The organism is Staphylococcus sp. IVB6214, assembly GCF_025558585.1.
Classification (GTDB): domain Bacteria; phylum Bacillota; class Bacilli; order Staphylococcales; family Staphylococcaceae; genus Staphylococcus.
The window spans coordinates 1,676,770-1,698,990 of the sequence record NZ_CP094723.1 but is presented as its reverse complement, the minus strand read 5'-3'; the positions used below and the strand labels follow the sequence as shown (position 1 = coordinate 1,698,990).

Here is a 22,221-nt window from a genome sequence, read left to right as displayed (position 1 = left end):
TATTATCAACTTTGTACATACCGCACTTGATAAATGTAGCGCTCGTACAAGGTTGATATTTTTTTGAAAGGAGCTTTTTGCATTGATAACAGTAAAACAACAGATCCTAGACTATATAGATAACCATAGGCTGAACTATTTGGACATGAGTCATCAAATACATGAGCGCCCTGAATTAGGAAATGAAGAACTATTCGCATCACGATTATTAATTGATCATTTAAAGCAACATGATTTTGAAGTGACACGTGATATTGCTGGTCATGCGACGGGCTTTATTGCAACTTACCAATCTGATAAACCGGGTCCAAGAATTGGCTTTTTGGCTGAATATGATGCGTTACCTGGACTTGGACATGCTTGTGGACATAACATTATCGGAACAGCCAGTGTATTAGCTGGTGTTGCATTGAAACATGTTGTCGACGAGATTGGTGGGACTGTTGTCGTATACGGCTGTCCAGCAGAAGAAGGCGGCGAAAACGGCTCTGCCAAGGCGTCGTATGTTAAAGAAGGGCTTATAGATGTTGACGTAGCATTGATGATACATCCGGGCAATGAAACGTACCCAACGATTCATACTCTTGCAGTTGACGTGTTGGATATTAAGTTCTTCGGACGTAGTGCGCATGCTTCAGAAAATGCGTATGAAGCACGTAACGCACTCGATGCAATGTTAAGCTTCTTCAACGGTGTTGCTCAGTTACGTCAACACATTCAACCGTCTGAACGCGTACATGGTGTGATCTTAGATGGTGGGAAAGCAGCGAATATTATTCCTGACTTTACACATGCACGTTTTTACACGAGAGGGACAACACGAAAGTCACTGGATGTTCTCACTGAACGTGTGCACGATATTGCCAAAGGGGCTGCACTACAAACAGGCTGTAACTATGAATTTGGACCGATTCAAAATGGTGTAAATGAATTTATTAAAGCACCATTGTTAGATGACCTATTTGAGAAATATGCAACGGAACTCGGTGAAGAAGTCAGTCATGATGACTTTGGATTTGGATCAACAGATACAGGTAACGTAAGTCACGTTGTACCAACAATTCATCCGCATGTAAAAATTGGTCCAAGAAGCTTAGTAGGCCATACACATCGTTTTAGAGAAGCTGCAGCTAGTCCGATGGGTGATAAGGCGCTAATTAAAGGGGCAAAGATTATTGCGTTGATGGGCGCAAAATTAATTCAAGATCCAGCGCAACTTGAGAAAATACAACAAGAACATCAATTATTAAGGGAGCATTTATTATGACCGATGTAAAAAATACCCAGTCTTATTTGACGATGTCTGAGTTGTATTCAAGTGATGTCGTATATTCATCTCGACCTTCATATGTGTCGAACCCTTGGTTAGAACCCGATGAACATCAATCTAACTTCTTATCTGCGAGAGAATTGCTGATAGCGGATATGCCCGTAATTGTTCATGAAGCAAGTGTGACAGATAAGTTAGCGCAATTATTTGCGATGATTCATCGTCGTATTCCTGATAATTTGTATTCTTTTAGAGATCAAACATCATATGAAACTTTGTTACAACGACTTGTATATGAAGAGGGACGGAAAGTTTATTTTCAATATGTACATGGTGATGATATCGTCCCTGCTGACAAGTATGCGATGAATAAACAGACTTTTATTGATTTGAATAACAAGTCAAAAATACCAGAATGGACAGATGGCAAATACTTGCCAAAGCGTGAAGTGGTGCCGTTTAACGAATTTGAACAAGCAGTTCGTCGCTGGGACTTACCAGTTGTTATTAAACCAGGAGATGACTTACCAACAGCTGGTGGGTATGGTGTGATGATTTGTTACACACAAGCAGAACTAGAACAGGCCATTTCACGTGTGAAGAAAGCGAAAACAGCGACGGATACATTGATTATTGAACAGTGTATTGATATCGTGGATAACTATTGTGTGCAGTTTGCGAAACATCCAGATAAAGGTATTATTTATTTAGGTGCTGCAAAACAATTAACGAATGAATACGGCTTCTATCAAGGTAACGTTAATGCCCAACACGTACCACAGACAATCATAGATGCTGGACGAGCACTTATGGAACGAGCAGTTGAAGAAGGCTTTATTGGTGTGGCGGGATTTGACCTATTAGAAGATGCAGATGGTCAAGTCTTTGCAATTGACTTAAACTATCGACAAAACGGCTCTACGAGTATGTTGTTACTTTCCGATAACTTAGAAGGTGCCTATCATAAGTTTTATAGTTATGTGGCGAAAGGGGATAATGACCGTTTCTATGCAGCTATTAAAACATTTATCGAAAAAGGTGTCCTTTTCCCATTGTCATATTATGATGGAGATTGGTACACAGATAAACATGTTGATTCACGATTTGGCTGTATTTGGCATGCGGACAGTGAAGCAGATATTGAAGCATATGAACAACAATTCCTTGAAGAAGCGGGACTCAATTCCTAAGCGTTCTTTTCACAACCTCGTGATGTCAGTGTTCGAGAAGCAGAATTTTCGACAGAACGTCGCAATTCTCCCAAAATCAAAAAGCGATTTTGAAAATTGCTTGGGTTCAGCTCAAATTCTAAGCGCTTCTCTCACAACCTCGTGTCTAGGTTATATGTCTAAAGTATGTTATAGTCTAACTAATTAGGTATTGTCAATATGACGGTTATTCAAGTATATTCAAGTCTCTCAAAAGATTGAATTATTGAGTGCCATCAGGCATTGACGGAATCATCGGTGTCATTTATAGTCGATGAAGAGAACCAACAAGTGGAGGGTATAGCATGTCTTATAAAGGTGAACGTTTTTATAAAGATATTTTAACGAACGAGCAATTTTTTATTGCAGTCAAAGACAAAAAGATTGTTAAGCACATGTATCGAGATCGTCCTTATTTCTGTTTTTGGACACGTGAGGCATTTGCAACTGAGTATTTAGAGACGTTTGATGTTGCTTTCGATAAGATCATCACCATGGATATTGATCGTTTTGCAACTTATGAATTAGATGATATGTTCGACGATGATGATGAAGCGCTCGTGAATGTGACAGATAAAGCAGCCGGACACGAGATTAAGATTGTTGAAGCAATGAATGAGATTATGACGGATTTGGATAACATTCGTGTACGTGAGTTTGTACAAGATGTTGCTAAGTCAGACACAGTTTATGGTTTGACACAAAAAGGGATGAAGCATTTTGCGGTGGTTTATGATGAGAATGATAACTTCGAACAATCTCACTTCATGCCTGTATGGAGTTTGAGTAAGCGTGCTGAGAGAGTGGCCGAAGAAGATTTTGATGCGTTTGAACTCATTGATGTGGAAGGTGAAGTTTTTGCCGAATGGCTCGATGAATTACGTGATGATAATCGTTATGTGGCTATCGATGTAAAACCAGGCGTAGTTGGCACAATCGTATCTGCTCAGAAGTTAGCGAATGAATTAACATTTTAATGAATAAAAAAGTGGGAGAACGACCTAACGAAAGGTTTGTTTTCCCACTTTTTTTGGTTAGAGATATAGTGTTCCTAGTGCGCCTGAAAAAGCACCATTGTCTAAATAGTGCGGTTTGAAGCCACGCAAGATTGTATAGTCCGTAACAACTTGTTGTAATAATGGATTGTTATGGAATGAAGAGCCAATATATACGACATCTTCAGCTTGATGTTCACGTGCCACGTGAATGGATACTGTTGTCACACTCTCACCAACTACGCCCATGACAGAGGCAAGCTTATCGGCATCTGTAAAAGTTTTATCCAAGTTATGAAGGACATGTCCGAAGTTTGCGGCAGTCAATTCACCTGAAATAGGGGGCGTATCATTTTTATAAATATGTTTTACTTTTAGATCGATAATGTCACGATTCCCATTTTGAGCAAGATTTGTTAAAGTTTCGTAGTCATCGATTTGGGTAAGTAGATACCCAAGACCACGAATCATTCCGCCACCAGTTCCAATCCCACCAACACGTTGTTGACCTGAACTATCGGATAGATGAATGGATGTGCCTGTGCCTACGTTTGAGAAAATGTAACGATCTAGTTGTGTTCCTTGCTCTTTCAGTAAAATTTGAATGCCTTTTGCAGCAGCATCAAATTCAATATAAGACTTTGCTTCACAGTTGAGTAGGTCATTTAACATTTTCGCCTTACCACCTGTGATATGGATATCTTCGCATGGTTGGTCATTGAGCCATGCCGCAACTTCTTCTAGTTGTGTAGATAGATACGTTTGATAGTTACGCTGGTCATCTTGTTCAATGACCATTTTGATCAATGTCCCACCCGCATCAATACCGATTCGCATTAAGCGTCACCTCTTCATTTATATTTACATATACATATTAAATGAATTTAATGTAAAAGGACAGTATCTATGATTGGAAAAATTGTTTTTTACAATCTTGTGTTTGCACAGTTAGGAGATATTATTTTTGACTCTCTCAATATACTGTCTACCTTACATTTTCGGTGGTTCAGTGAACGGAAAATATAAGGTAGACATGTCAATTTATCTAGTGGCTCGATACGTATCTCGTCAGCCTTGATTATGCATTACATTTCATCATTTTTCTCGCGTTCTTCAATTGTCTTAGAAAAGTCTTTTTCATCATCAATATGCGTCATTTTAAAATGCTCGGTCGGTTCACGATGTAATGCCCGCATCAATGAGAAAATCATCAGCAATAGGATGATAGAGAAAGGTAAACCTGTGACAACAGAAGCCGTTTGTAGACTTGTTAAGCCACCTGCAACTGTCAACGCAAGTGAAATACCGCCGATTAAAAGCCCCCATACAAGCTTGTGTTTGCGTTTTGGGTTTTCTACACCACCTGTTGCCATGCCTGATACGATATGTGTTGTTGAGTCGGCGCTTGTCACGATGAATGTAAAAATTAAAATAATCGCCAAAGCACTTGTTACTTCATACAATGGGAAGTTACGCAACAATTCAAAAAGCGCAACCGTATAATCTTTATCGACAACTTGTGCGATATCTGAGTTTTTGTGTAAAGCCCAGTTAATAGCTGTCCCACCAAACCCAGCAATCCAAGTAAATGAGATTAATGGTGGAATAATGAGTACACCAACTACGAATTCACGTATTGTACGACCACGAGAGACACGAGCGACGAAACCACCGATGAATGGAGACCAAGAAATAACCCATGCCCAGTAGAAAACGGTCCACTGTTGAATCCAACTGTTGTCACCTGAGTAAGGATCGATGCGCAAACTATACGTTACAAAATGAGAGATATAGTCGCCAATCGATACAGTGAAAGTTTCTACGATGAATCGTAAGTCTCCGAAAATAAAAATGAAAATGAGCAATGCAGCACCAATGATAATGTTCAAATTACTCAGCCATTTCACACCACGTTCAATACCTGTGAGTGCAGAACTGAGAAAAATGCCTGTCATAAGCAAGGTAATGACAATCAGTGTGACTGTATTGTTCGGAACATGAAAGACATGATTCAAGCCACCTGCGATCTGAAGAATTCCAAGCCCGATTGATGTCGCAATCCCCATTACTGTTGCGATAATTGCAAGGATATCAATCCCATTTCGAAATGGACGTCGGTATGTTTCACCGAAGACGGGTTCCATTGCTGTTGAAATAAGTCCGTCACGTTGTTTACGGAATTGGAAGTAGGCAACGATGAGACCACTCATCGCAAAGATCGACCATTGGGAGATGCCCCAGTGGAAGAATGTATATCCCATTGCTAAGCGTGCCGATTCTACAGATTCCCCTTTAACACTATCTGGGAAAGGGGAATGTAAGTAGTGTGTAAGTGGTTCGGCAACGCCCCAGAAGACGATTCCTACACCAAGACCTGCTGAGAATAACATCCCAATCCACGAAATAAATGAAAATTCCGGTTCCTCGTCGTCTGGTCCCAATTTAAAACGACCGTAACGCGATGTAGCAAGGAAGATTAAAAATATATCTAAAACAAATACGATAATTAGGAAAAGCCAGCCAAAATTAATAGCTAAAAAATCATAAACGTGTTGCGCATAGTTACCAAAACCTTTTGGGAAGACAGCAGCTATGAGCGTTAAAAGCAAGATGATAGAGAAAGCGACAGTATAAACAATATTACGATGCTTTTTCTTTTTTGATAATGATTGATTCATAGTATCCCCTTTCTAAAAGTCAAATTGATGTAGAAGCTTAGACCGAGACGTCACCTAGAAAATTGATATGTGATGAATCAACCTATGCCTTGCAATTACTCGTTGTACGTTTAGAAAATTTCCATTTTTATATGTGATATGTGTTTTGAACTTACGAAAATAGTGTATGATATCAATAAAGTATAATGCTAAAGGGTGGAGTTTTCTATGACAAAAAGTAAGCGCTTTGATGATATTACTATACAATCCTATGACAAGCAATACCGTGATGCCTTAAACAACTTTGAGTTGAGTGAAAGACAACGTATCTACTCATCTTTACCCATAGAAGTCCTTGATGAAGCACTGGAAGATGAAAATCGTGTTGCGAATGTTGTGTTGAACACACAAGATGAAGTGATTGGTTTTTTCGTTCTTCACAAACATTATCAACATGAAGGATACGATACACCAGAAGAGGTCGTGTATGTTCGTTCGCTATCGATTAATGAACGTTATCAAGGTCATGGATATGGCACTAAAATGATGATGATTCTACCACAATATGTTCAAGAAGTTTTTCCACGATTCAACCATCTATATTTAGTTGTCGATGCTGAAAATGCTGCTGCATGGAACTTGTATGAACGTGCTGGGTTTATGCATGCTGCTACGAAAGAAGAAGGACCGATTGGAAAAGAGCGCCTTTACTATTTAGATTTGGATGCAAAATATGTCTCATCGCTCAAACTTCAATATCAAGAAGCGTCTACGTCAAGTACGTTTGATGTTGTCGATTTAATGTTAAACGGCGAAAAAGTTGGCTTTATCGCATTAGAGCAATTTGAACATCGTCTTATTATTCGTTCTGTCTACGTAGATGAGCGTTATCAATCAACAGGTGTCGCACAAAATGCACTTCGACAATTGGCGACATACGTGCGTAAAAACTTTGAAGATATCAAAGTGATTGAAGTCACATTGTTTGGACCTAATCATCAATTGAAACCGCTATTTGAGAAGAGTAACTTTGTCGAGACTATGGCGACAGACGATTATCGTACATTTGAAAAGTATATCAATTACTAGGAAAGAAATATAAAAAGAGCTTTGTAAAACATTGCGAAAAGCGCCACAGTCATTTATAATCTATTTTTGTTATAGTTAATGATGTAAAGGTGAGATTGTCATAAAGATTTGGTCTCACGGTTTATTGCAGTAAGATATGAACATAATAAACGCGAATCTTTGAAAGGAAGATATGCTGATGAAATTACAAGAATACACACAAGAAATGATGGACGAAAAGTCATTTATCGATATGGCTTATACATTGCTAAGCGAACAGAACGAAACAATGAACTTATACGATATTATTGATTCATTCAAACGAATTGGACATTACGAAGATGAACAAATTGAAAATCGTGTCGTTCAATTCTACACAGACTTAAACACAGATGGTCGCTTTTTGAGTGTTGGTGATAACGTATGGGGTCTTCGTGACTGGTATTCAGTAGACGATATTGAAGAAAAGATTGCACCAACAATCCAAAAATTTGAAATTCTTGATGAAGATGATGAAGAAGATAAAAACTTAACATTACTTGGTGAAGATGATTCAGAAGGCGATGATAATATTCCAAATCGTACGGATGATCAAGAAGAGTTAAATGACCCAGAAGATGAACATGTTGAAGATGAGATTGAAGAATCTGATCTTGTCGTAGAAGAAGACGAGGAAGAGATCGACGAAACTTACGATGATGAACTAGAAGAAGATGATGAGTTAGAAGAAGACGAGGCGTTATAAGGAGAGAAATGAGATAGAGACACGTTAGATCTATCACGTTTGTTCTTCATACTCTCGAAGGTTGTCATGAAACAATCGAAAGTTAATAGAGACTTATGATAAAAATTAATTTTTCATATCGGAAGTTTATTGACTTTTTGATTCAAAGTGATAAAATTTTAGTCGGGCTCCTTTAATTAGGACGATTGAATAAACCGATACGTCAGAAAGTGAATTTGTTCACTTCGACCTTTAATAGAGCTGTGTTACGACACAGTAGACGTAAACGTTCCCCCTTACAAACTGGACATTGTGAGAGGGAACTTTTTTTATTTTTAAAAGCACCCATCATGTTGGTAGGGCGATGTAACTATTGAAAACTGTTGAGGAGGATTTATTGCATGACTAAATTTATTTTTGTAACGGGTGGCGTTGTATCTTCACTCGGTAAAGGGATTACTGCTGCATCACTTGGACGTTTGTTAAAGGACAGAGGACTGAAAGTCACAATTCAAAAGTTTGACCCTTATTTGAATGTTGACCCAGGTACAATGAGTCCATACCAGCACGGAGAAGTGTTTGTCACAGATGATGGTGCTGAAACAGACTTAGACTTAGGACACTATGAACGTTTTATCGATATTAACTTAAACAAATATTCGAATGTAACGGCAGGTAAAGTATATTCACACGTTTTACAAAAAGAACGTCGTGGTGACTATTTAGGTGGAACAGTACAAGTGATTCCACATATCACAAATGAAATTAAGTCACGTCTTTTATTAGCTGGAGAAAGTACGAACGCAGATGTTGTTATCACTGAGATCGGTGGAACAACAGGTGACATTGAGTCATTACCTTTCATCGAAGCAATTCGTCAAATTCGCAGTGACTTAGGTCGTGAAAATGTCATGTATGTGCACTGTACATTATTACCATACATCAAAGCAGCTGGAGAAATGAAAACAAAACCAACACAACACAGTGTGAAAGAATTACGCGGTTTAGGTATTCAACCAGACTTAATCGTTGTGCGTACAGAATATGAAATGACACAAGACTTAAAAGACAAAATTGCGCTATTCTGTGATATTGATAAACAAAATGTTATTGAATGTCGTGATGCGGAATCGTTATACGAAATCCCATTACAATTAAGTCGTCAAAATATGGATGATATTGTGATTGATCGCTTAGGTTTAGAAGTTGAACGTGATACACAACTAGATGAGTGGAAACATTTACTAGATGTTGTAAACAACCTAGAAGGCAAGGTAACAATCGCATTAGTTGGTAAATATGTAGCATTACAAGATGCGTATCTATCAGTTGCAGAAGCATTAAAACATGCCGGTTACCAATATATGAAGGATATCGAGATTCGCTGGATTGACTCAAGTGAAGTAACAGATGAAAATGCAGCATCATACTTCCACGATGTCGACGGTATTCTAGTACCAGGTGGTTTTGGTTTCCGTGCAAGTGAAGGTAAAATTTCAGCAATTAAATATGCGCGTGAAAACAAATTACCATTCTTCGGCATTTGTCTAGGTATGCAACTGGCAACGGTTGAATATGCACGTCATGTGGTTGGATTATCAGATGCACATTCAGCTGAGTTGGATCCAAACACACCATATCCTGTGATTGATTTATTACCAGAACAAAAAGATATTGAGGATCTTGGTGGTACTTTGAGACTTGGATTATATCCATGTGAGATTAAACCAGGTACGTTAGCTGAAAAAATCTATGGACAAACATCAATTGAAGAACGTCATCGTCACCGTTACGAGTTCAACAATGCATATCGTGAGCGCCTAGAAGAAGCGGGTATGATTTTCTCAGGAACAAGCCCTGACGGTCGATTGGTAGAAATGGTTGAGTTAGCAGATCACCCATTCTTTATCGCATGTCAGTTCCACCCAGAATTTTTATCACGCCCAAATCGTCCACAACCGATTTTCAAAAATTTCATCGGTGCTTGTGTAGCACAACAAGATAAATAATAGAATAAATAAAAGGCTGGTTTCTCTCGTTTGAAAGAGATGCCAGCCTTTTTGTTGTGGTTTATTATAAATTCTTTATTAAATTAAAGAATAAATGTGTAATCGTTTACAAAAATAGTTCAGATGTTATTGACAATTATTTTAACTATCTTTAAAATCTATATGTCTTAACTTTTTATCATATAACAACATGATCGGAGGGTTTTTGTTAATGTTTAACTTTTTAAAACCACCTAAACCTGCACAACCAGTGGCAGATCAACATGTAGATGAAACGTACAAAAAGTTACGTTTTCAAGTTTTTATGGGGATTTTTCTAGGATATGCAGGTTATTATTTATTGCGTAAAAACTTTTCAATTGCCATGCCTTACTTGGCAGAGCAAGGGTTTTCTACAACAGGATTAGGTTTTGCATTATCTGCTGTTTCCATCTCTTACGGTATCAGTAAATTTGTAATGGGAACGGTCAGTGACCGCAGTAATGCGAGAACATTTTTAGTATTAGGTTTGATGTTAACAGCAATTGTTAACTTATTGATGGGATTTGTACCTGCATTTACGTCGGGTATTACAATTATGTTTATCATGCTATTCCTTAACGGTTGGTTCCAAGGGATGGGATGGCCGCCTTCAGGTCGTGTCCTTGTTCATTGGTTCAGTGTGAGTGAACGTGGTAGTAAGACAGCCATTTGGAACGTTGCACATAACGTCGGTGGCGGATTAATGGCGCCATTTGCTATTTTCGGTGTGTATTTAATGTCTGTTCTAGGTTTTGACCATATGAAAGGATATGAAGGTATCTTCATCTTCCCAGCAATTATTGCGATGATTGTTGCCATTGTGTCATATTTCCTTATTAGAGATACACCACAATCAGTTGGGTTACCTCCGATTGAATCTTACCGTAATGACTACCCAACAAAAGATAAAACAACATTTGAAACAGAACTTACAACAAAAGAAATCTTATTCAAATATGTGTTGAACAATAAATGGGTTTGGATTATTGCAGTTGCCAACATCTTTGTTTACTTTGTACGCTACGGTGTGCTGGATTGGGCACCACTTTACTTGAGCGATGTGAAACATTTCGATGTAGAAGGTTCAAGTTGGGCATACTTCTTGTACGAATGGGCCGGTATTCCAGGAACATTACTATGCGGTTGGTTATCGGATAAAGTGTTCAAAGGACGTCGTGGACCAGCTGGCTTTATCTTTATGATTGGTGTGACGATTGCAGTTGCTGTGTACTGGTTAAATCCAGCAGGTAACCCAATTGTTGACAACCTGGCTTTAGTTACAATCGGTTTCTTAATTTATGGTCCTGTTATGTTGATCGGTTTACAAGCACTTGACTATGTACCGAAAAAAGCAGCAGGAACAGCTGCGGGATTAACAGGTTTATTCGGATACTTAGGTGGTGCCGTAATGGCGAACATCATCATGGGTATCGTTGTAGATAACATGGGATGGGATGCAGGATTCATCCTACTCATCGTTGTAAGTATTTTAGCAACATTAAGCTTTATCTTTACATGGAATAAACGTGGACAAGAAGTCGTTCACTAACGAGGTTGTGAAAGAAGCGTTTAGGGATTGAGCAGAATCCGAGCGATGCGTAAAATCGCTTTTTGATTTTGTAGAGCTGCGAAGTTCTGTCGCAAATTCTGCTTTATATAATTAATCATTAAAAAAGTAGCGCATCATGTATATGTACATGGGCGCTACTTTTTTGTTATAAATCTAAATCACGAATCATTTCAATCATTTGTGTGTAGATTTCATAGTAAATATAGTTGAGTGCGATTAAATGTGGAACGACTACTTTATCGTAATCTTCTGTGAAAACGAGTGGGCGTGGTGTCGATAAGTCGATAAAATGCACGAGATGATCAGGAATGTCAACAGATGATGGTTTGTTTGTAATCACAACAACATCGCGATTATCATCAATCAGTTGAGTTAAATCTGCGGCCATTTCTTCAGTATAATGTTCGCCAAACAAAAGCACACGATCTGTCGAATCAAGCACTGATAATGAAGAAAGGCTATCGAGTGTGCGACTGGCTTTTAACTTTTCTTCACTGTGCAAAACGTAGGATTCGAATGACTTGATATCTCCATACCCTTTTACATAAATATGTCCCTCACCACCAATTGCTTGAATCAAGCTTTGTGCTGCCATTTGTATATCGAGTGATTGTGCATCTAATCGGTTAAATACACCTGTCAATTGTGTTGTTAACATTTTCGACACGAAGATTCATCTCCTTAAAATAATCTGTTTTATCATAGTTTTCATGCGTTCATTCTATAAAAATAATATGAAATAAGCAATGTAAAAAAATGGATGCGTTTACATTTTTGAAATTGAGATTTTTTTCACAAAAAAAACTTTTTTCGAGTTGATTTCGTATGCAATGATGATTATATTTTGCTATACTGTACATATAAAAATAAGTGCAAAAGCACTCAAGGAGGAACTTACATGCCTTTAGTTTCAATGAAAGAAATGTTAATCGACGCAAAAGAAAATGGCTATGCAGTAGGTCAATATAACTTAAACAACTTAGAATTCACGCAAGCTATTTTACAAGCATCACAAGAAGAAAATGCACCAGTTATCTTAGGTGTATCTGAAGGTGCAGCGCGTTACATGGGTGGTTTCTATACAGTTGTAAAAATGGTTGAAGGTTTAATGCACGACTATGAAATTACAATTCCAGTGGCAATTCATTTAGACCATGGTTCAAGCTTCGAAAAATGTAAAGAAGCAATCGATGCTGGTTTCACATCTGTTATGATCGATGCATCACACGAACCATATGAAGAAAACGTTAAAATTACTAAAAAAGTTGTTGAATACGCACACGAACACGGTGTATCAGTAGAAGCTGAATTAGGTACTGTTGGTGGTCAAGAAGACGACGTTGTAGCTGACGGCGTAATCTATGCAGATCCAATCGAATGTCAAAACTTAGTGAAAGAAACTGGTATTGATACGTTGGCACCTGCATTGGGTTCAGTACACGGACCATACAAAGGTGAACCAAACTTAGGATTCAAAGAAATGGAAGAAATTGGTTTATCAACTGGTTTACCATTAGTATTACACGGTGGTACTGGTATCCCAACGCATGACATCAAAAAATCTATTTCATTAGGTACTGCTAAAATCAACGTTAACACTGAAAACCAAATTGCTTCAGCGAAACGTGTTCGTGAAGTATTAGCAGCTGACACTGAAGTTTACGATCCACGTAAATATTTAGGACCAGCACGTGAAGCGATTAAAGAAACAGTTGTTGGTAAAATCCGTGAATTTGGTACTTCAAACAAAGCGGACAACTTCAAAGGTTAATCATACAAACCACATCATTGCATGTTGGCTATAAAAACCTGGGAAGCGATATCTTTGGATATTGTTTCTCAGGTTTTCTTTGTATACAATCATTTTCTGTCCTTGCATCTCAAATGAACTCGATATCACTATATTTGTCATCATGCATTGTGACTCTTAAAATAGGGAACTAAAAATATGTGAGAATGCAATAAATTTTTCGAAAATAATACATTTTGCAATTTGAAAATTTTTACATTATAATGCCCTTAAATATGGTATTCTAGGTTTATAAGAGAGTGAAAAGGAGTTCTGAAAAATGGCACAAGATGTAATTAAAATTAGAGGTGGCCAAAAATTAAAGGGTAAGGTAGAAATCAGCGGTGCCAAAAATAGTTCGGTTGCAATCATACCGGCTGCATTGATGGCTGAATCTCCAGTAACATTAGATGGATTGCCAGAAATATCAGATGTTGAAACATTAGTAAGTTTATTAGAAGACTTGAATATAAAAACGAATCTAAGTGAGGGTACATTGCAGTTAGATCCGACTGATATTAAAAATGCGCCACTCCCAAATAATAAGGTCGAATCATTGCGTGCATCTTATTATATGATGGGGGCGATGTTGGGACGATTCAATAAATGTGTGATTGGATTACCAGGTGGATGTCCATTAGGGCCGAGACCGATTGATCAACATATCAAAGGGTTCAAAGCACTCGGTGCTACAATTGATGAGTCTGATGATACATCAATGAAACTTGAAGCAGAACGCCTAGTTGGTGCAAATATTTATTTAGATATCGTAAGTGTAGGGGCAACAATTAATATTATGATTGCTGCAACACGTGCTGAAGGACAAACAATCATCGAAAATGCCGCAAAAGAACCAGAAGTTGTTGATGTTGCAAACTTCCTGAATAGTTTGGGCGCAAAAATTTCTGGTGCTGGTACAAGTACGATTAAAATTACAGGCGTGTCTCATTTATCAGGAAGCCGTCATACAATTATCCCAGACCGTATCGAAGCAGGTACATACATGTGTATTGCAGCCGCATGTGGAGAAGAAATGTATATTGATAACATTATCCCGGAACATGTTGAGCCGTTAACTGTAAAATTAAAAGAATTAGGTGTTAAAATCGAATCAGGCGACGATTATATGATCGTTAAATCAACAGCACCTTATAAAAATGTTGATATCAAGACACTTGTGTATCCCGGTTTTGCTACGGACTTACAACAACCCATTACACCATTGTTATTCCTAGCAGATGGTCCAAGCTTTGTGACGGATACGATTTATCCAGAACGTTTCAAGCATGTTCCAGAGTTACAAAATATGAATGCAGCAATTACTGCTGATCAAGGTACCGCAACAATTAAACCTTCACAACTTGTTGGTACGGATGTATATGCAAGTGATTTACGCGCAGGTGCATGTTTGATTATTGCAGGGTTACTTGCTGAAGGTGTGACAACAATTTATAATGTCCGTCATATTTATCGTGGTTATTCAAATATTGTTGAAACATTAAGCGCGCTAGGTGCTGATATTTGGACAGAACAACAGGCGTAAACGAGAGTTAATGGTACGTCGAGAGTTCATTAAGTGAGGCGATTATTATGGAAGTTTGTCCATATATTGAAGCGACATTTAAAATATTAGGGCGCAGTTGGAATGGGCTTATTCTACATTATCTCGACAAGTGCCCAGATCAGTCTGCACACTTTTCCGATATGAAGCGTGATTTAAAGCCTATCACCAATCGGGCACTATCTTTAAAATTATCCGAGTTAGCAGATGCAAAGTTACTTGTCAAAGACGTCATTTCAGAAAACCCGCCATCTGTCCGTTATTATTTAACAGATAAAGGGATGGCGTTAGCTAAAGCATTAGTCCCTTTGGAAGATTGGGCACATACACATATGGAGTTGGAACAAGAAACACAATAAATAACTGTTAAACATAGATAAGACCAGAATGCTGACTCAAGGCGCTGGTCTTTTTAGTTGTGTTTGAAATTTAATCAAAAGGGAAAAGAGAATCATATCATACTGATTTTTAAATAAGAGGTGTTTAACTATGAGAAATCATACAAAACAATATATTAATGGTGCATGGATTGAGAGTGAAAGTGGCGAAACAATCGATGTTGTCAATCCAGCAACAGAAGAAGTATTTGGATGCATTGCGAAAGGAAACAAAGCCGACGTAGACAAAGCAGTGCAAGCAGCCAAAGAAGTATATGTATCATTCCGTCATATGCCAGTAGAAGAGCGTCGAGCTATGTTAGGACGAATTATCGAAGCATATAAAGCACGCAAGCAAGATTTGATTGATGTGATGACTTTAGAACTAGGCACACCCGTGACAAAATCAGATAAAGTACATTATGAGATGGGGCTTAAACATTTTCAAGCTGCATATGATGCGTTAGAGACTTTCGAATTTGAAGAACGTCGTGGCGATAACTTAATCGTTAAAGAGGCGATTGGTGTAGCAGGACTGGTAACACCATGGAACTTCCCAACGAATCAGACATCATTGAAGTTAGCAGCAGCCTTTGCGGCAGGTGCTCCAGTTGTGTTGAAACCATCAGAAATGACACCATTTTCAGCTATTATCCTTGCTGAGATCTTTGATGAAGCAGGCGTACCTAAAGGTGTATTCAACCTCGTAAATGGTGATGGAGAAGGTGTTGGTACACCGTTGAGTCAGCATCCAGATATTCGTATGGTATCATTTACAGGTTCTGGTGGTACAGGTTCTAAAATTATGGCAGAAGCGAGCAAAGACTTCAAAAAAGTATCGCTTGAATTGGGTGGCAAATCACCATTTATTCTGCTCGATGATGCTGATTTAGATGAAGCTGTTCAAGCAGCGGTTGCAAAAGTTGTAAACAATACAGGGCAAGTATGTACAGCGGGTACACGTACACTTGTTCCTGAACATTTAAAAGATGACTTTTTAGAAAAAGCAGCCGCTGAAATGGCAAATGTTAAGGTGGGCGACCCACAATTGTCTGAAACGGAAATGGGTCCAATTGTTAGTGAAAAACAATATAACCAAGTGCAAACCTATATACAAAAAGGAATTGATGAAGGTGCAACACTTGTCTATGGTGGTTTAGGAAAACCAGAAGGCTTAGAAACAGGCTATTTTGCGAAACCAACAATTTTTGCAGATGTCGACAATCAAATGACAATTGCACAAGAAGAGATTTTTGGACCAGTTATGCCTGTGATTACGTACAAAGATTTGGATCAAGCGATTCAAATTGCCAATGATACAAAATATGGTTTGGCAGGATATGTATACGGTAAAGACCAAGAGACATTGAAAAAACTTGCGCGCAGTATCGAAGCAGGTACTGTTATTATTAATAAAGCACCACGTACACCAGATTTACCGTTTGGTGGTTATAAACAATCTGGTATCGGTCGAGAATGGGGCGACTATGGTATTGAAGAGTTTTTAGAAGTGAAAGCAATCGCAGGTTTTTATCAAGAATAAAGAATGTTTTCCCGGGAAATAATGATGAGATTAAAGGAGTTGAGACAAAGTTCTCAGCTCTTTTTTAGAATATAGACATTTCAAATTTTGCTGAGATTGTAGTAGATTAGTTGAAAATACTGACAATCAATCACTCAACGTACATGTTTATTATAGCTCATTCCCCATGCCACGCCATTTTAATTGTGAACAATTCAAAATTTCAGTGATGCGAGAGCAGTATCGTTTTATCTGCAATAAAAAAGGTTATAATGTAATTATATGATTAGAAATTAAAAAAGGGGTGCAACTATATGTTGAAAAAGACGAAACAATACATTAACGGTGCATGGGTTGAAAGTGAAAGTGGCGAAACGATTGACGTCATTAACCCAGCGACAGAAGAAGTGTTTGGACAAGTTGCCAAAGGTAATAAAGCGGATGTCGATAAGGCAGTACAAGCAGCAAAAGATGTTTATGTTTCTTTCCGACACACGCCTGTCGAAGAACGCCGTGCATTATTAGGGCGTATTGTAGAAGGATACAAAGCACGCAAGCAAGAATTAATAGAAGTGATGACGTTAGAGTTAGGGTCACCCGTAACAAAATCTGACACTGTACAATATGAGCGTGGTCTTATGCATTTCGAAGCGGCATATGAAGCGTTAGAAACGTTTGAGTTTGAAGAACGTCGTGGCGACAACTTGATTGTGAAAGAAGCGATTGGTGTAGCAGGATTAGTAACACCTTGGAACTTCCCGACGAACCAAACATCATTAAAGCTAGCAGCGGCATTTGCAGCGGGTTCACCGGTTGTGCTCAAGCCATCAGAATTAACACCATTTGCAGCTGTTATTTTGGCAGAGATTTTTGAAGAAGCTGGCGTACCTAAAGGAGTGTTCAACCTGGTAAACGGTGATGGAAAAGGCGTTGGTACACCGTTGACACAACATCCAGATGTGCGCATGGTTTCATTCACAGGTTCAGGTCCGACAGGTTCAAAAATTATGGAACAAGCAAGCAAAGACTTCAAAAAAGTATCGCTTGAACTAGGTGGGAAATCACCATTCATTATTTTAGATGATGCTGACTTAGATGAAGCGGTAAAAGCAGCGGTTGGTGCGGTTGTCAATAATACTGGGCAAGCATGTTCGGCAGGTACACGTACACTTGTGCCAGAAGGACTAAAAGATGTCTTTTTAGAAAAGGCGGCTGCTGAAATGGCACGTGTGAAAGTTGGAGATCCACAATCTCCTGAAACGGAAGTTGGCCCGATTGTAAGTGAGAAGCAGTATCTTCAAGTACAAGATTATATTCAAAAAGGAATCGATGAAGGTGCAACAGTGGTTCATGGTGGTTTAGGCAAGCCAGAAGGATTAACGACGGGTTATTTTGTTAAGCCAACTATTTTTGCCGATGTTGACAACCATATGACGATTGCACAAGAAGAAATTTTCGGCCCGGTTATGTCAGTCATCACGTACAAAGACCTTGATGATGCGATTCGAATTGCTAATGATACAAAATACGGCTTAGCGGGCTATATCTTCGGCAAAGACCAAGACACGTTACGACGTATTGCGAGTGGAATTGAAGCGGGGTTAGTTGTTATCAATGAAGCACCACGTACACGAGACTTACCGTTTGGTGGATATAAACAATCAGGTATTGGCCGTGAGTGGGGCGACTATGGCATCCAAGAGTTTCTTGAAGTGAAAGCAATCGCAGGATTTTATAAATAAGAAAACACTTGATACGAAACAATAAAATCAGGTAGGATAATGGAGTTTGAGAAACATGAGCTCGTATCCTACCTTTTTTGTTGAGAAAATATGTAGTAAAAGTGAACAGAAAAAGATAAATGGCGAAAATTATCTAAAATGTTAAATTTGAGTGAGATATGTTAAAGATTTCCAAAATTTTGTTTGCCATATTTCGTGGGCTATTGTATGTTAAATTACATAGTCGAATAAAAATTAAAATGAAATGAGTGTGTTAGATGTCTACAAGGGATACTAGGGAGAGAACTTCACCACAGTATGAATCGTTCCATGAGTTATACAAGAACAACACGACAAAAGCCCTGACAGAAAAAGCCAAGGCATTGAAGTTGGTTAACTATAGTAAGTTGAACAAAAAAGAACTTGTTTTAGCGATTATGGAAGCACAGATGGAAAAAGACGGTAATTATTATATGGAAGGCGTCTTAGATGATATTCAGCCAGATGGGTATGGATTTTTAAGAACTGTTAATTTTTCTAAAGGTGAAAAAGATATTTATATTTCAGCTAGCCAAATACGTCGTTTTGAAATAAAACGCGGTGACAAGGTGACTGGTAAGGTACGCAAACCAAAAGAAAACGAAAAATACTACGGCTTGCTACAAGTCGATTTTGTCAATGATCACAACGCAGAGGAAGTTAAGAAAAGACCTCACTTTCAAGCTTTAACGCCCCTTTATCCAGAAGAACGAATCAAATTGGAAACAACCCCTCACAACTATTCAACACGTGTTATGGATTTGGTCACACCAATCGGTCTTGGACAACGTGGATTAATCGTAGCACCACCAAAAGCGGGTAAGACTTCATTATTAAAAGAAATTGCGAATGCGATTGTAAAGAACAAACCGAATGCGAAGTTGTTTATACTTCTAGTGGGTGAACGTCCAGAAGAAGTGACGGACTTAGAGCGTTCAGTCGATGAAGCTGAAGTTGTTCATTCAACATTTGACGAGCATCCGAAACACCATGTTAAAGTGGCAGAATTGTTGCTCGAACGTGCAAAACGTCTTGTTGAAATTGGTGAAGATGTTATTATTTTGATGGATTCAATTACGCGATTGGCTCGTGCATACAATTTAGTTGTACCGCCAAGTGGGAGAACGTTGTCGGGTGGTTTGGACCCTGCATCTTTACATGGGCCGAAAGCTTTCTTTGGTGCGGCGAGAAATATTGAAGCGGGCGGTAGTTTGACAATATTAGCAACGGCGCTTGTGGATACAGGTTCACGCATGGATGATATGATCTATGAAGAATTCAAAGGAACGGGCAACATGGAATTACATTTAGACCGCAGATTGTCAGAACGACGTGTCTTTCCAGCAATTGATATTGTGCGTAGTTCTACACGTAAAGAAGAGTTGCTCATTCCTAAGGACGAATTGGAGAGCTTATGGCAATTGCGAAATATGTTTTCAAATGCACCGGACTTCACTGAGCGTTTTATGAGAAAGTTAAAGCGTACAAAATCAAACGAAGAATTTTTTGCAGAATTACAAAAGAGTGCTGAAGAAAGTACGAAAACAGGACGTCCGATTATTTAAAACATGATAATAAAATGAATGTATTAAATTATTGTGTATAGGGTTGCTTTTTGAATCATAAGCCCTTATAATAATTAAGTATTGGGTAAAAACTCACAAATAACTCTGTTCCAGATGGTTCAGGGCAAAGGAGCTGAAAAGAATGAAACAAGGAATTCATCCAGAATATCGTAAAGTTATCTTTTTAGATACAACAACGAACTTTAAGTTTTTAAGTGGATCAACAAAAACAACAAGTGAAACAATGGAATGGGAAGATGGTAACGAATATCCAGTTATCCGTTTAGATATCTCTTCTGATTCACACCCATTCTACACAGGACGTCAAAAGTTTGCTGCTGCAGACGGTCGTGTGGAACGTTTCAACAAAAAGTTTGGTCTCAAATCAAACAACTAATGTATATTCAAGCATTCTCATATTAATTGGGGATGCTTTTTTTATTGTAAATAGAAGATAAATTATAATGGAAGTCCATTTTTTGTGGTGGGCAGATAATAAAAAGTAACTAATTTTATTTTTAACTTAATCATAACATGTAGTCATCTCTACATTCATTTAAGCGTACAGTTTAATTATTAATTGTGCGCTTTTTCTATACCATCATTTCTTTAATACTCGCTTGCCAAGGCGCCTCACTTCAACTAATTTTGGCTTTATTGAATAAAAGAAGCCAAAATGGATTTTCCGTTCGGCTTGTTGCCTTAGGCGTCTCGTATTAGAAATGATTTTAGATACACATCTCTAAGTGTGTTAGGACATATTAGATAGCGATTACTACGTAATATATTTATGCAGCGTTATTTATTAGTAAACTATCCTTTTTACGTCGTTGATATAGCTTAAAAATAATCAGTATCCTTGCCTTGAAGTTATTAAAGTTTCGATAGCCATATGATACACGTTTAATAAGCTTAATTTTATTATTGATACCTTCAATCGCTCCATTGTTTAACTTAGGGTGTTTAATTGTTGAATAAAGGATATACTCGTATTTTTTATAGAACCGAATGACACGCCAAACACCACGTGATACATGCTTCTTATCAACACTCATTAAAGTTTCTTTGAAACGTAACCAATCACATTGTTTTAATGCTTCTCGAAGGTGATGAACTAACATATATGTGTCATAGAGCTGCTGATCAAGATTTAATAGATACTCTAAAATATCTCTTGATGTCGTATACGTTTTGAAGGACTTCGACCAAAAGTATTCATAGCTGTTGATATCTTGTCTGTCAGAAAGGAAAAGTTTCCAGTGTTTTTTCATTTTCGTGTAATCTGTTGATGACTTATAGCGACAAGTATTCATTATAGAAATACGTTGCTTATTAAGTTCACGGTTAAGGTGCTGAACAATGTGAAAACGATCAAAGATTAAAATCGCATTCGGGAATACTTCATGAATGAAGTTAATGTAGGGTTCATACATATCGGCTGTGACCGTTTTGACAGCTAATCGTTCACGACGATCAAAACGATAGAAGTACTCTTTAAGTTTGTGAATACGTCTATCTTCTAAGATATCGATAATCTGATTCGTTTCATTATTTATAAACAGAAAACTCATCGCTGTTGTCACATTTTTAACGCTTTTAAATTCATCTATGGAGAGATGTTTAGGCAATCCAGATGAAGGTTTTACTATTAATGATTGTGAGATATGGTGAATACATCTCTTAACTGTGCTTGGTGAAACACTACAATCATTAGCAATGTCTATCTCAGACTGTACACGTGTGAGTTTGTCCTGAATCGCTAATTTCACACGGTTAGTAATAAAGCAATTACTATCAACAATGTTTGTTTGAGCCGTAAAAGTCTTTAAACAATGTAGACACTTAAAGCGTTCTTTCGCTAAATTAAGATAAACATTAGACTCTTGAGATTTTAATAGTGTTAAACGCGAAACACGTTTACCGTGCTTATGTATTTGTCCGTCATTGACACAACCACACTTCATACATGCCTTTGGTGTATAAGAAAGTGTTCCATAAACAACCGTAGAAAGCTGACCACGCACTTCTACATCTTCTTCCACTTTAAGAACTTGAATATTTTCATCTTTTATTTTTAATAGTTTTAATATATCATTACACATAGGCGCATCATGTCTCCTCTCAT

18 protein-coding genes are annotated in these 22,221 nt (G+C 37.9%); 14 read left to right on the top strand and 4 right to left on the bottom strand.

Annotated elements, in window-relative coordinates:
• Window positions 1-85: 85 nt before the first annotated feature.
• The 3 genes from MUA51_RS08360 (at window position 86) to MUA51_RS08350 (ending at window position 3,455) form a co-directional block, all read left to right on the top strand.
• On the top strand, window positions 86-1,267 hold the full coding sequence (locus MUA51_RS08360) for a M20 family metallopeptidase (RefSeq protein WP_262560889.1): 1,182 nt from the start codon (window positions 86-88) through the stop codon (window positions 1,265-1,267).
• Window positions 1,264-2,460, top strand: coding sequence for an L-aspartate--L-methionine ligase LdmS (gene ldmS, locus MUA51_RS08355; RefSeq protein ID WP_262559343.1), 1,197 nt, complete (start codon window positions 1,264-1,266; stop codon window positions 2,458-2,460). The genes MUA51_RS08360 and ldmS overlap by 4 nt, the downstream gene beginning before the upstream one ends.
• Before the next feature lie 323 nt (window positions 2,461-2,783).
• Window positions 2,784-3,455, top strand: a complete 672-nt coding sequence (locus tag MUA51_RS08350) for a DUF2750 domain-containing protein (protein ID WP_262559342.1) — start codon at window positions 2,784-2,786, stop codon at window positions 3,453-3,455.
• A gap of 57 nt (window positions 3,456-3,512) precedes the next feature.
• On the opposite strand, the gene coaW is transcribed toward MUA51_RS08350, so the two are convergent.
• Together coaW and MUA51_RS08340 are read right to left on the bottom strand one after the other, a co-directional pair.
• Complete coding sequence (coaW, locus tag MUA51_RS08345; RefSeq protein ID WP_262559340.1) at window positions 3,513-4,310, bottom strand: type II pantothenate kinase; 798 nt, start codon at window positions 4,308-4,310, stop codon at window positions 3,513-3,515.
• Window positions 4,311-4,558: 248 nt separating this feature from the next.
• On the bottom strand, window positions 4,559-6,151 hold the full coding sequence (locus MUA51_RS08340) for a BCCT family transporter (RefSeq protein ID WP_262559339.1): 1,593 nt from the start codon (window positions 6,149-6,151) through the stop codon (window positions 4,559-4,561).
• A 207-nt stretch (window positions 6,152-6,358) separates the two neighbouring features.
• On the opposite strand from MUA51_RS08340, the gene MUA51_RS08335 reads away from it, so the two are divergent.
• The 4 genes from MUA51_RS08335 to glpT all read left to right on the top strand — a co-directional run bounded on the left by MUA51_RS08335 (window position 6,359) and on the right by glpT (window position 11,501).
• Window positions 6,359-7,219 carry a GNAT family N-acetyltransferase gene (locus tag MUA51_RS08335; RefSeq protein ID WP_262559338.1) on the top strand — a complete coding sequence of 287 codons (861 nt, stop codon included), beginning with the start codon at window positions 6,359-6,361 and terminating at the stop codon, window positions 7,217-7,219.
• A gap of 178 nt (window positions 7,220-7,397) precedes the next feature.
• Window positions 7,398-7,943: a DNA-directed RNA polymerase subunit delta gene (gene rpoE, locus MUA51_RS08330; protein ID WP_262559337.1), complete on the top strand. Its 546-nt coding sequence runs from the start codon at window positions 7,398-7,400 to the stop codon at window positions 7,941-7,943.
• A gap of 380 nt (window positions 7,944-8,323) precedes the next feature.
• Window positions 8,324-9,931, top strand: a complete 1,608-nt coding sequence (locus MUA51_RS08325; RefSeq protein WP_262559336.1) for a CTP synthase — start codon at window positions 8,324-8,326, stop codon at window positions 9,929-9,931.
• A 211-nt stretch (window positions 9,932-10,142) separates the two neighbouring features.
• Complete coding sequence (gene glpT / locus MUA51_RS08320) at window positions 10,143-11,501, top strand: glycerol-3-phosphate transporter (RefSeq protein ID WP_262559335.1); 1,359 nt, start codon at window positions 10,143-10,145, stop codon at window positions 11,499-11,501.
• A gap of 166 nt (window positions 11,502-11,667) precedes the next feature.
• Here the strand turns inward: glpT and MUA51_RS08315 are convergent, their stop codons facing one another.
• Complete coding sequence (locus tag MUA51_RS08315; protein ID WP_262559334.1) at window positions 11,668-12,189, bottom strand: DUF2529 domain-containing protein; 522 nt, start codon at window positions 12,187-12,189, stop codon at window positions 11,668-11,670.
• A gap of 231 nt (window positions 12,190-12,420) precedes the next feature.
• On the opposite strand from MUA51_RS08315, the gene fdaB reads away from it, so the two are divergent.
• The 7 genes from fdaB (at window position 12,421) to MUA51_RS08280 (ending at window position 20,493) form a co-directional block, all read left to right on the top strand.
• Window positions 12,421-13,293, top strand: coding sequence for a class IIb fructose-bisphosphate aldolase FdaB (fdaB, locus tag MUA51_RS08310; RefSeq protein ID WP_262559333.1), 873 nt, complete (start codon window positions 12,421-12,423; stop codon window positions 13,291-13,293).
• A gap of 298 nt (window positions 13,294-13,591) precedes the next feature.
• A complete protein-coding gene (locus MUA51_RS08305; protein ID WP_262559332.1) occupies window positions 13,592-14,854 on the top strand; it encodes a UDP-N-acetylglucosamine 1-carboxyvinyltransferase in 1,263 nt (420 codons plus the stop codon).
• A 47-nt stretch (window positions 14,855-14,901) separates the two neighbouring features.
• Entirely contained in the window at window positions 14,902-15,231 is a 330-nt protein-coding gene (locus MUA51_RS08300) for a winged helix-turn-helix transcriptional regulator (RefSeq protein ID WP_262559331.1), read from the top strand.
• A 130-nt stretch (window positions 15,232-15,361) separates the two neighbouring features.
• A complete protein-coding gene (locus tag MUA51_RS08295; protein WP_262559329.1) occupies window positions 15,362-16,792 on the top strand; it encodes an aldehyde dehydrogenase family protein in 1,431 nt (476 codons plus the stop codon).
• A gap of 293 nt (window positions 16,793-17,085) precedes the next feature.
• Window positions 17,086-18,513 carry an aldehyde dehydrogenase family protein gene (locus MUA51_RS08290; protein ID WP_262559328.1) on the top strand — a complete coding sequence of 476 codons (1,428 nt, stop codon included), beginning with the start codon at window positions 17,086-17,088 and terminating at the stop codon, window positions 18,511-18,513.
• 257 nt (window positions 18,514-18,770) lie between these two features.
• Window positions 18,771-20,096, top strand: coding sequence for a transcription termination factor Rho (gene rho, locus MUA51_RS08285; protein ID WP_262559327.1), 1,326 nt, complete (start codon window positions 18,771-18,773; stop codon window positions 20,094-20,096).
• Between the two features lie 142 nt (window positions 20,097-20,238).
• Window positions 20,239-20,493: a type B 50S ribosomal protein L31 gene (locus MUA51_RS08280; protein ID WP_044359146.1), complete on the top strand. Its 255-nt coding sequence runs from the start codon at window positions 20,239-20,241 to the stop codon at window positions 20,491-20,493.
• Between the two features lie 391 nt (window positions 20,494-20,884).
• On the opposite strand, the gene MUA51_RS08275 is transcribed toward MUA51_RS08280, so the two are convergent.
• Window positions 20,885-22,198, bottom strand: coding sequence for an ISL3 family transposase (locus MUA51_RS08275; RefSeq protein ID WP_262559205.1), 1,314 nt, complete (start codon window positions 22,196-22,198; stop codon window positions 20,885-20,887).
• Window positions 22,199-22,221 lie beyond the last annotated feature (23 nt).

Coding starts and splice junctions, on each gene's coding strand:
- MUA51_RS08305 (WP_262559332.1), top strand. CDS start 13,592: ATGGCACAAGATGTAATTAAAATTAGAGGTGGCCAAAAATTAAAGGGT.
- coaW (WP_262559340.1), bottom strand. CDS start 4,310: ATGCGAATCGGTATTGATGCGGGTGGGACATTGATCAAAATGGTCATT.
- rho (WP_262559327.1), top strand. CDS start 18,771: ATGTCTACAAGGGATACTAGGGAGAGAACTTCACCACAGTATGAATCG.
- MUA51_RS08325 (WP_262559336.1), top strand. CDS start 8,324: ATGACTAAATTTATTTTTGTAACGGGTGGCGTTGTATCTTCACTCGGT.
- MUA51_RS08295 (WP_262559329.1), top strand. CDS start 15,362: ATGAGAAATCATACAAAACAATATATTAATGGTGCATGGATTGAGAGT.
- MUA51_RS08350 (WP_262559342.1), top strand. CDS start 2,784: ATGTCTTATAAAGGTGAACGTTTTTATAAAGATATTTTAACGAACGAG.
- rpoE (WP_262559337.1), top strand. CDS start 7,398: ATGAAATTACAAGAATACACACAAGAAATGATGGACGAAAAGTCATTT.
- MUA51_RS08300 (WP_262559331.1), top strand. CDS start 14,902: ATGGAAGTTTGTCCATATATTGAAGCGACATTTAAAATATTAGGGCGC.
- MUA51_RS08275 (WP_262559205.1), bottom strand. CDS start 22,198: ATGTGTAATGATATATTAAAACTATTAAAAATAAAAGATGAAAATATT.
- MUA51_RS08335 (WP_262559338.1), top strand. CDS start 6,359: ATGACAAAAAGTAAGCGCTTTGATGATATTACTATACAATCCTATGAC.
- MUA51_RS08340 (WP_262559339.1), bottom strand. CDS start 6,151: ATGAATCAATCATTATCAAAAAAGAAAAAGCATCGTAATATTGTTTAT.
- MUA51_RS08290 (WP_262559328.1), top strand. CDS start 17,086: ATGTTGAAAAAGACGAAACAATACATTAACGGTGCATGGGTTGAAAGT.
- ldmS (WP_262559343.1), top strand. CDS start 1,264: ATGACCGATGTAAAAAATACCCAGTCTTATTTGACGATGTCTGAGTTG.
- MUA51_RS08280 (WP_044359146.1), top strand. CDS start 20,239: ATGAAACAAGGAATTCATCCAGAATATCGTAAAGTTATCTTTTTAGAT.
- glpT (WP_262559335.1), top strand. CDS start 10,143: ATGTTTAACTTTTTAAAACCACCTAAACCTGCACAACCAGTGGCAGAT.
- fdaB (WP_262559333.1), top strand. CDS start 12,421: ATGCCTTTAGTTTCAATGAAAGAAATGTTAATCGACGCAAAAGAAAAT.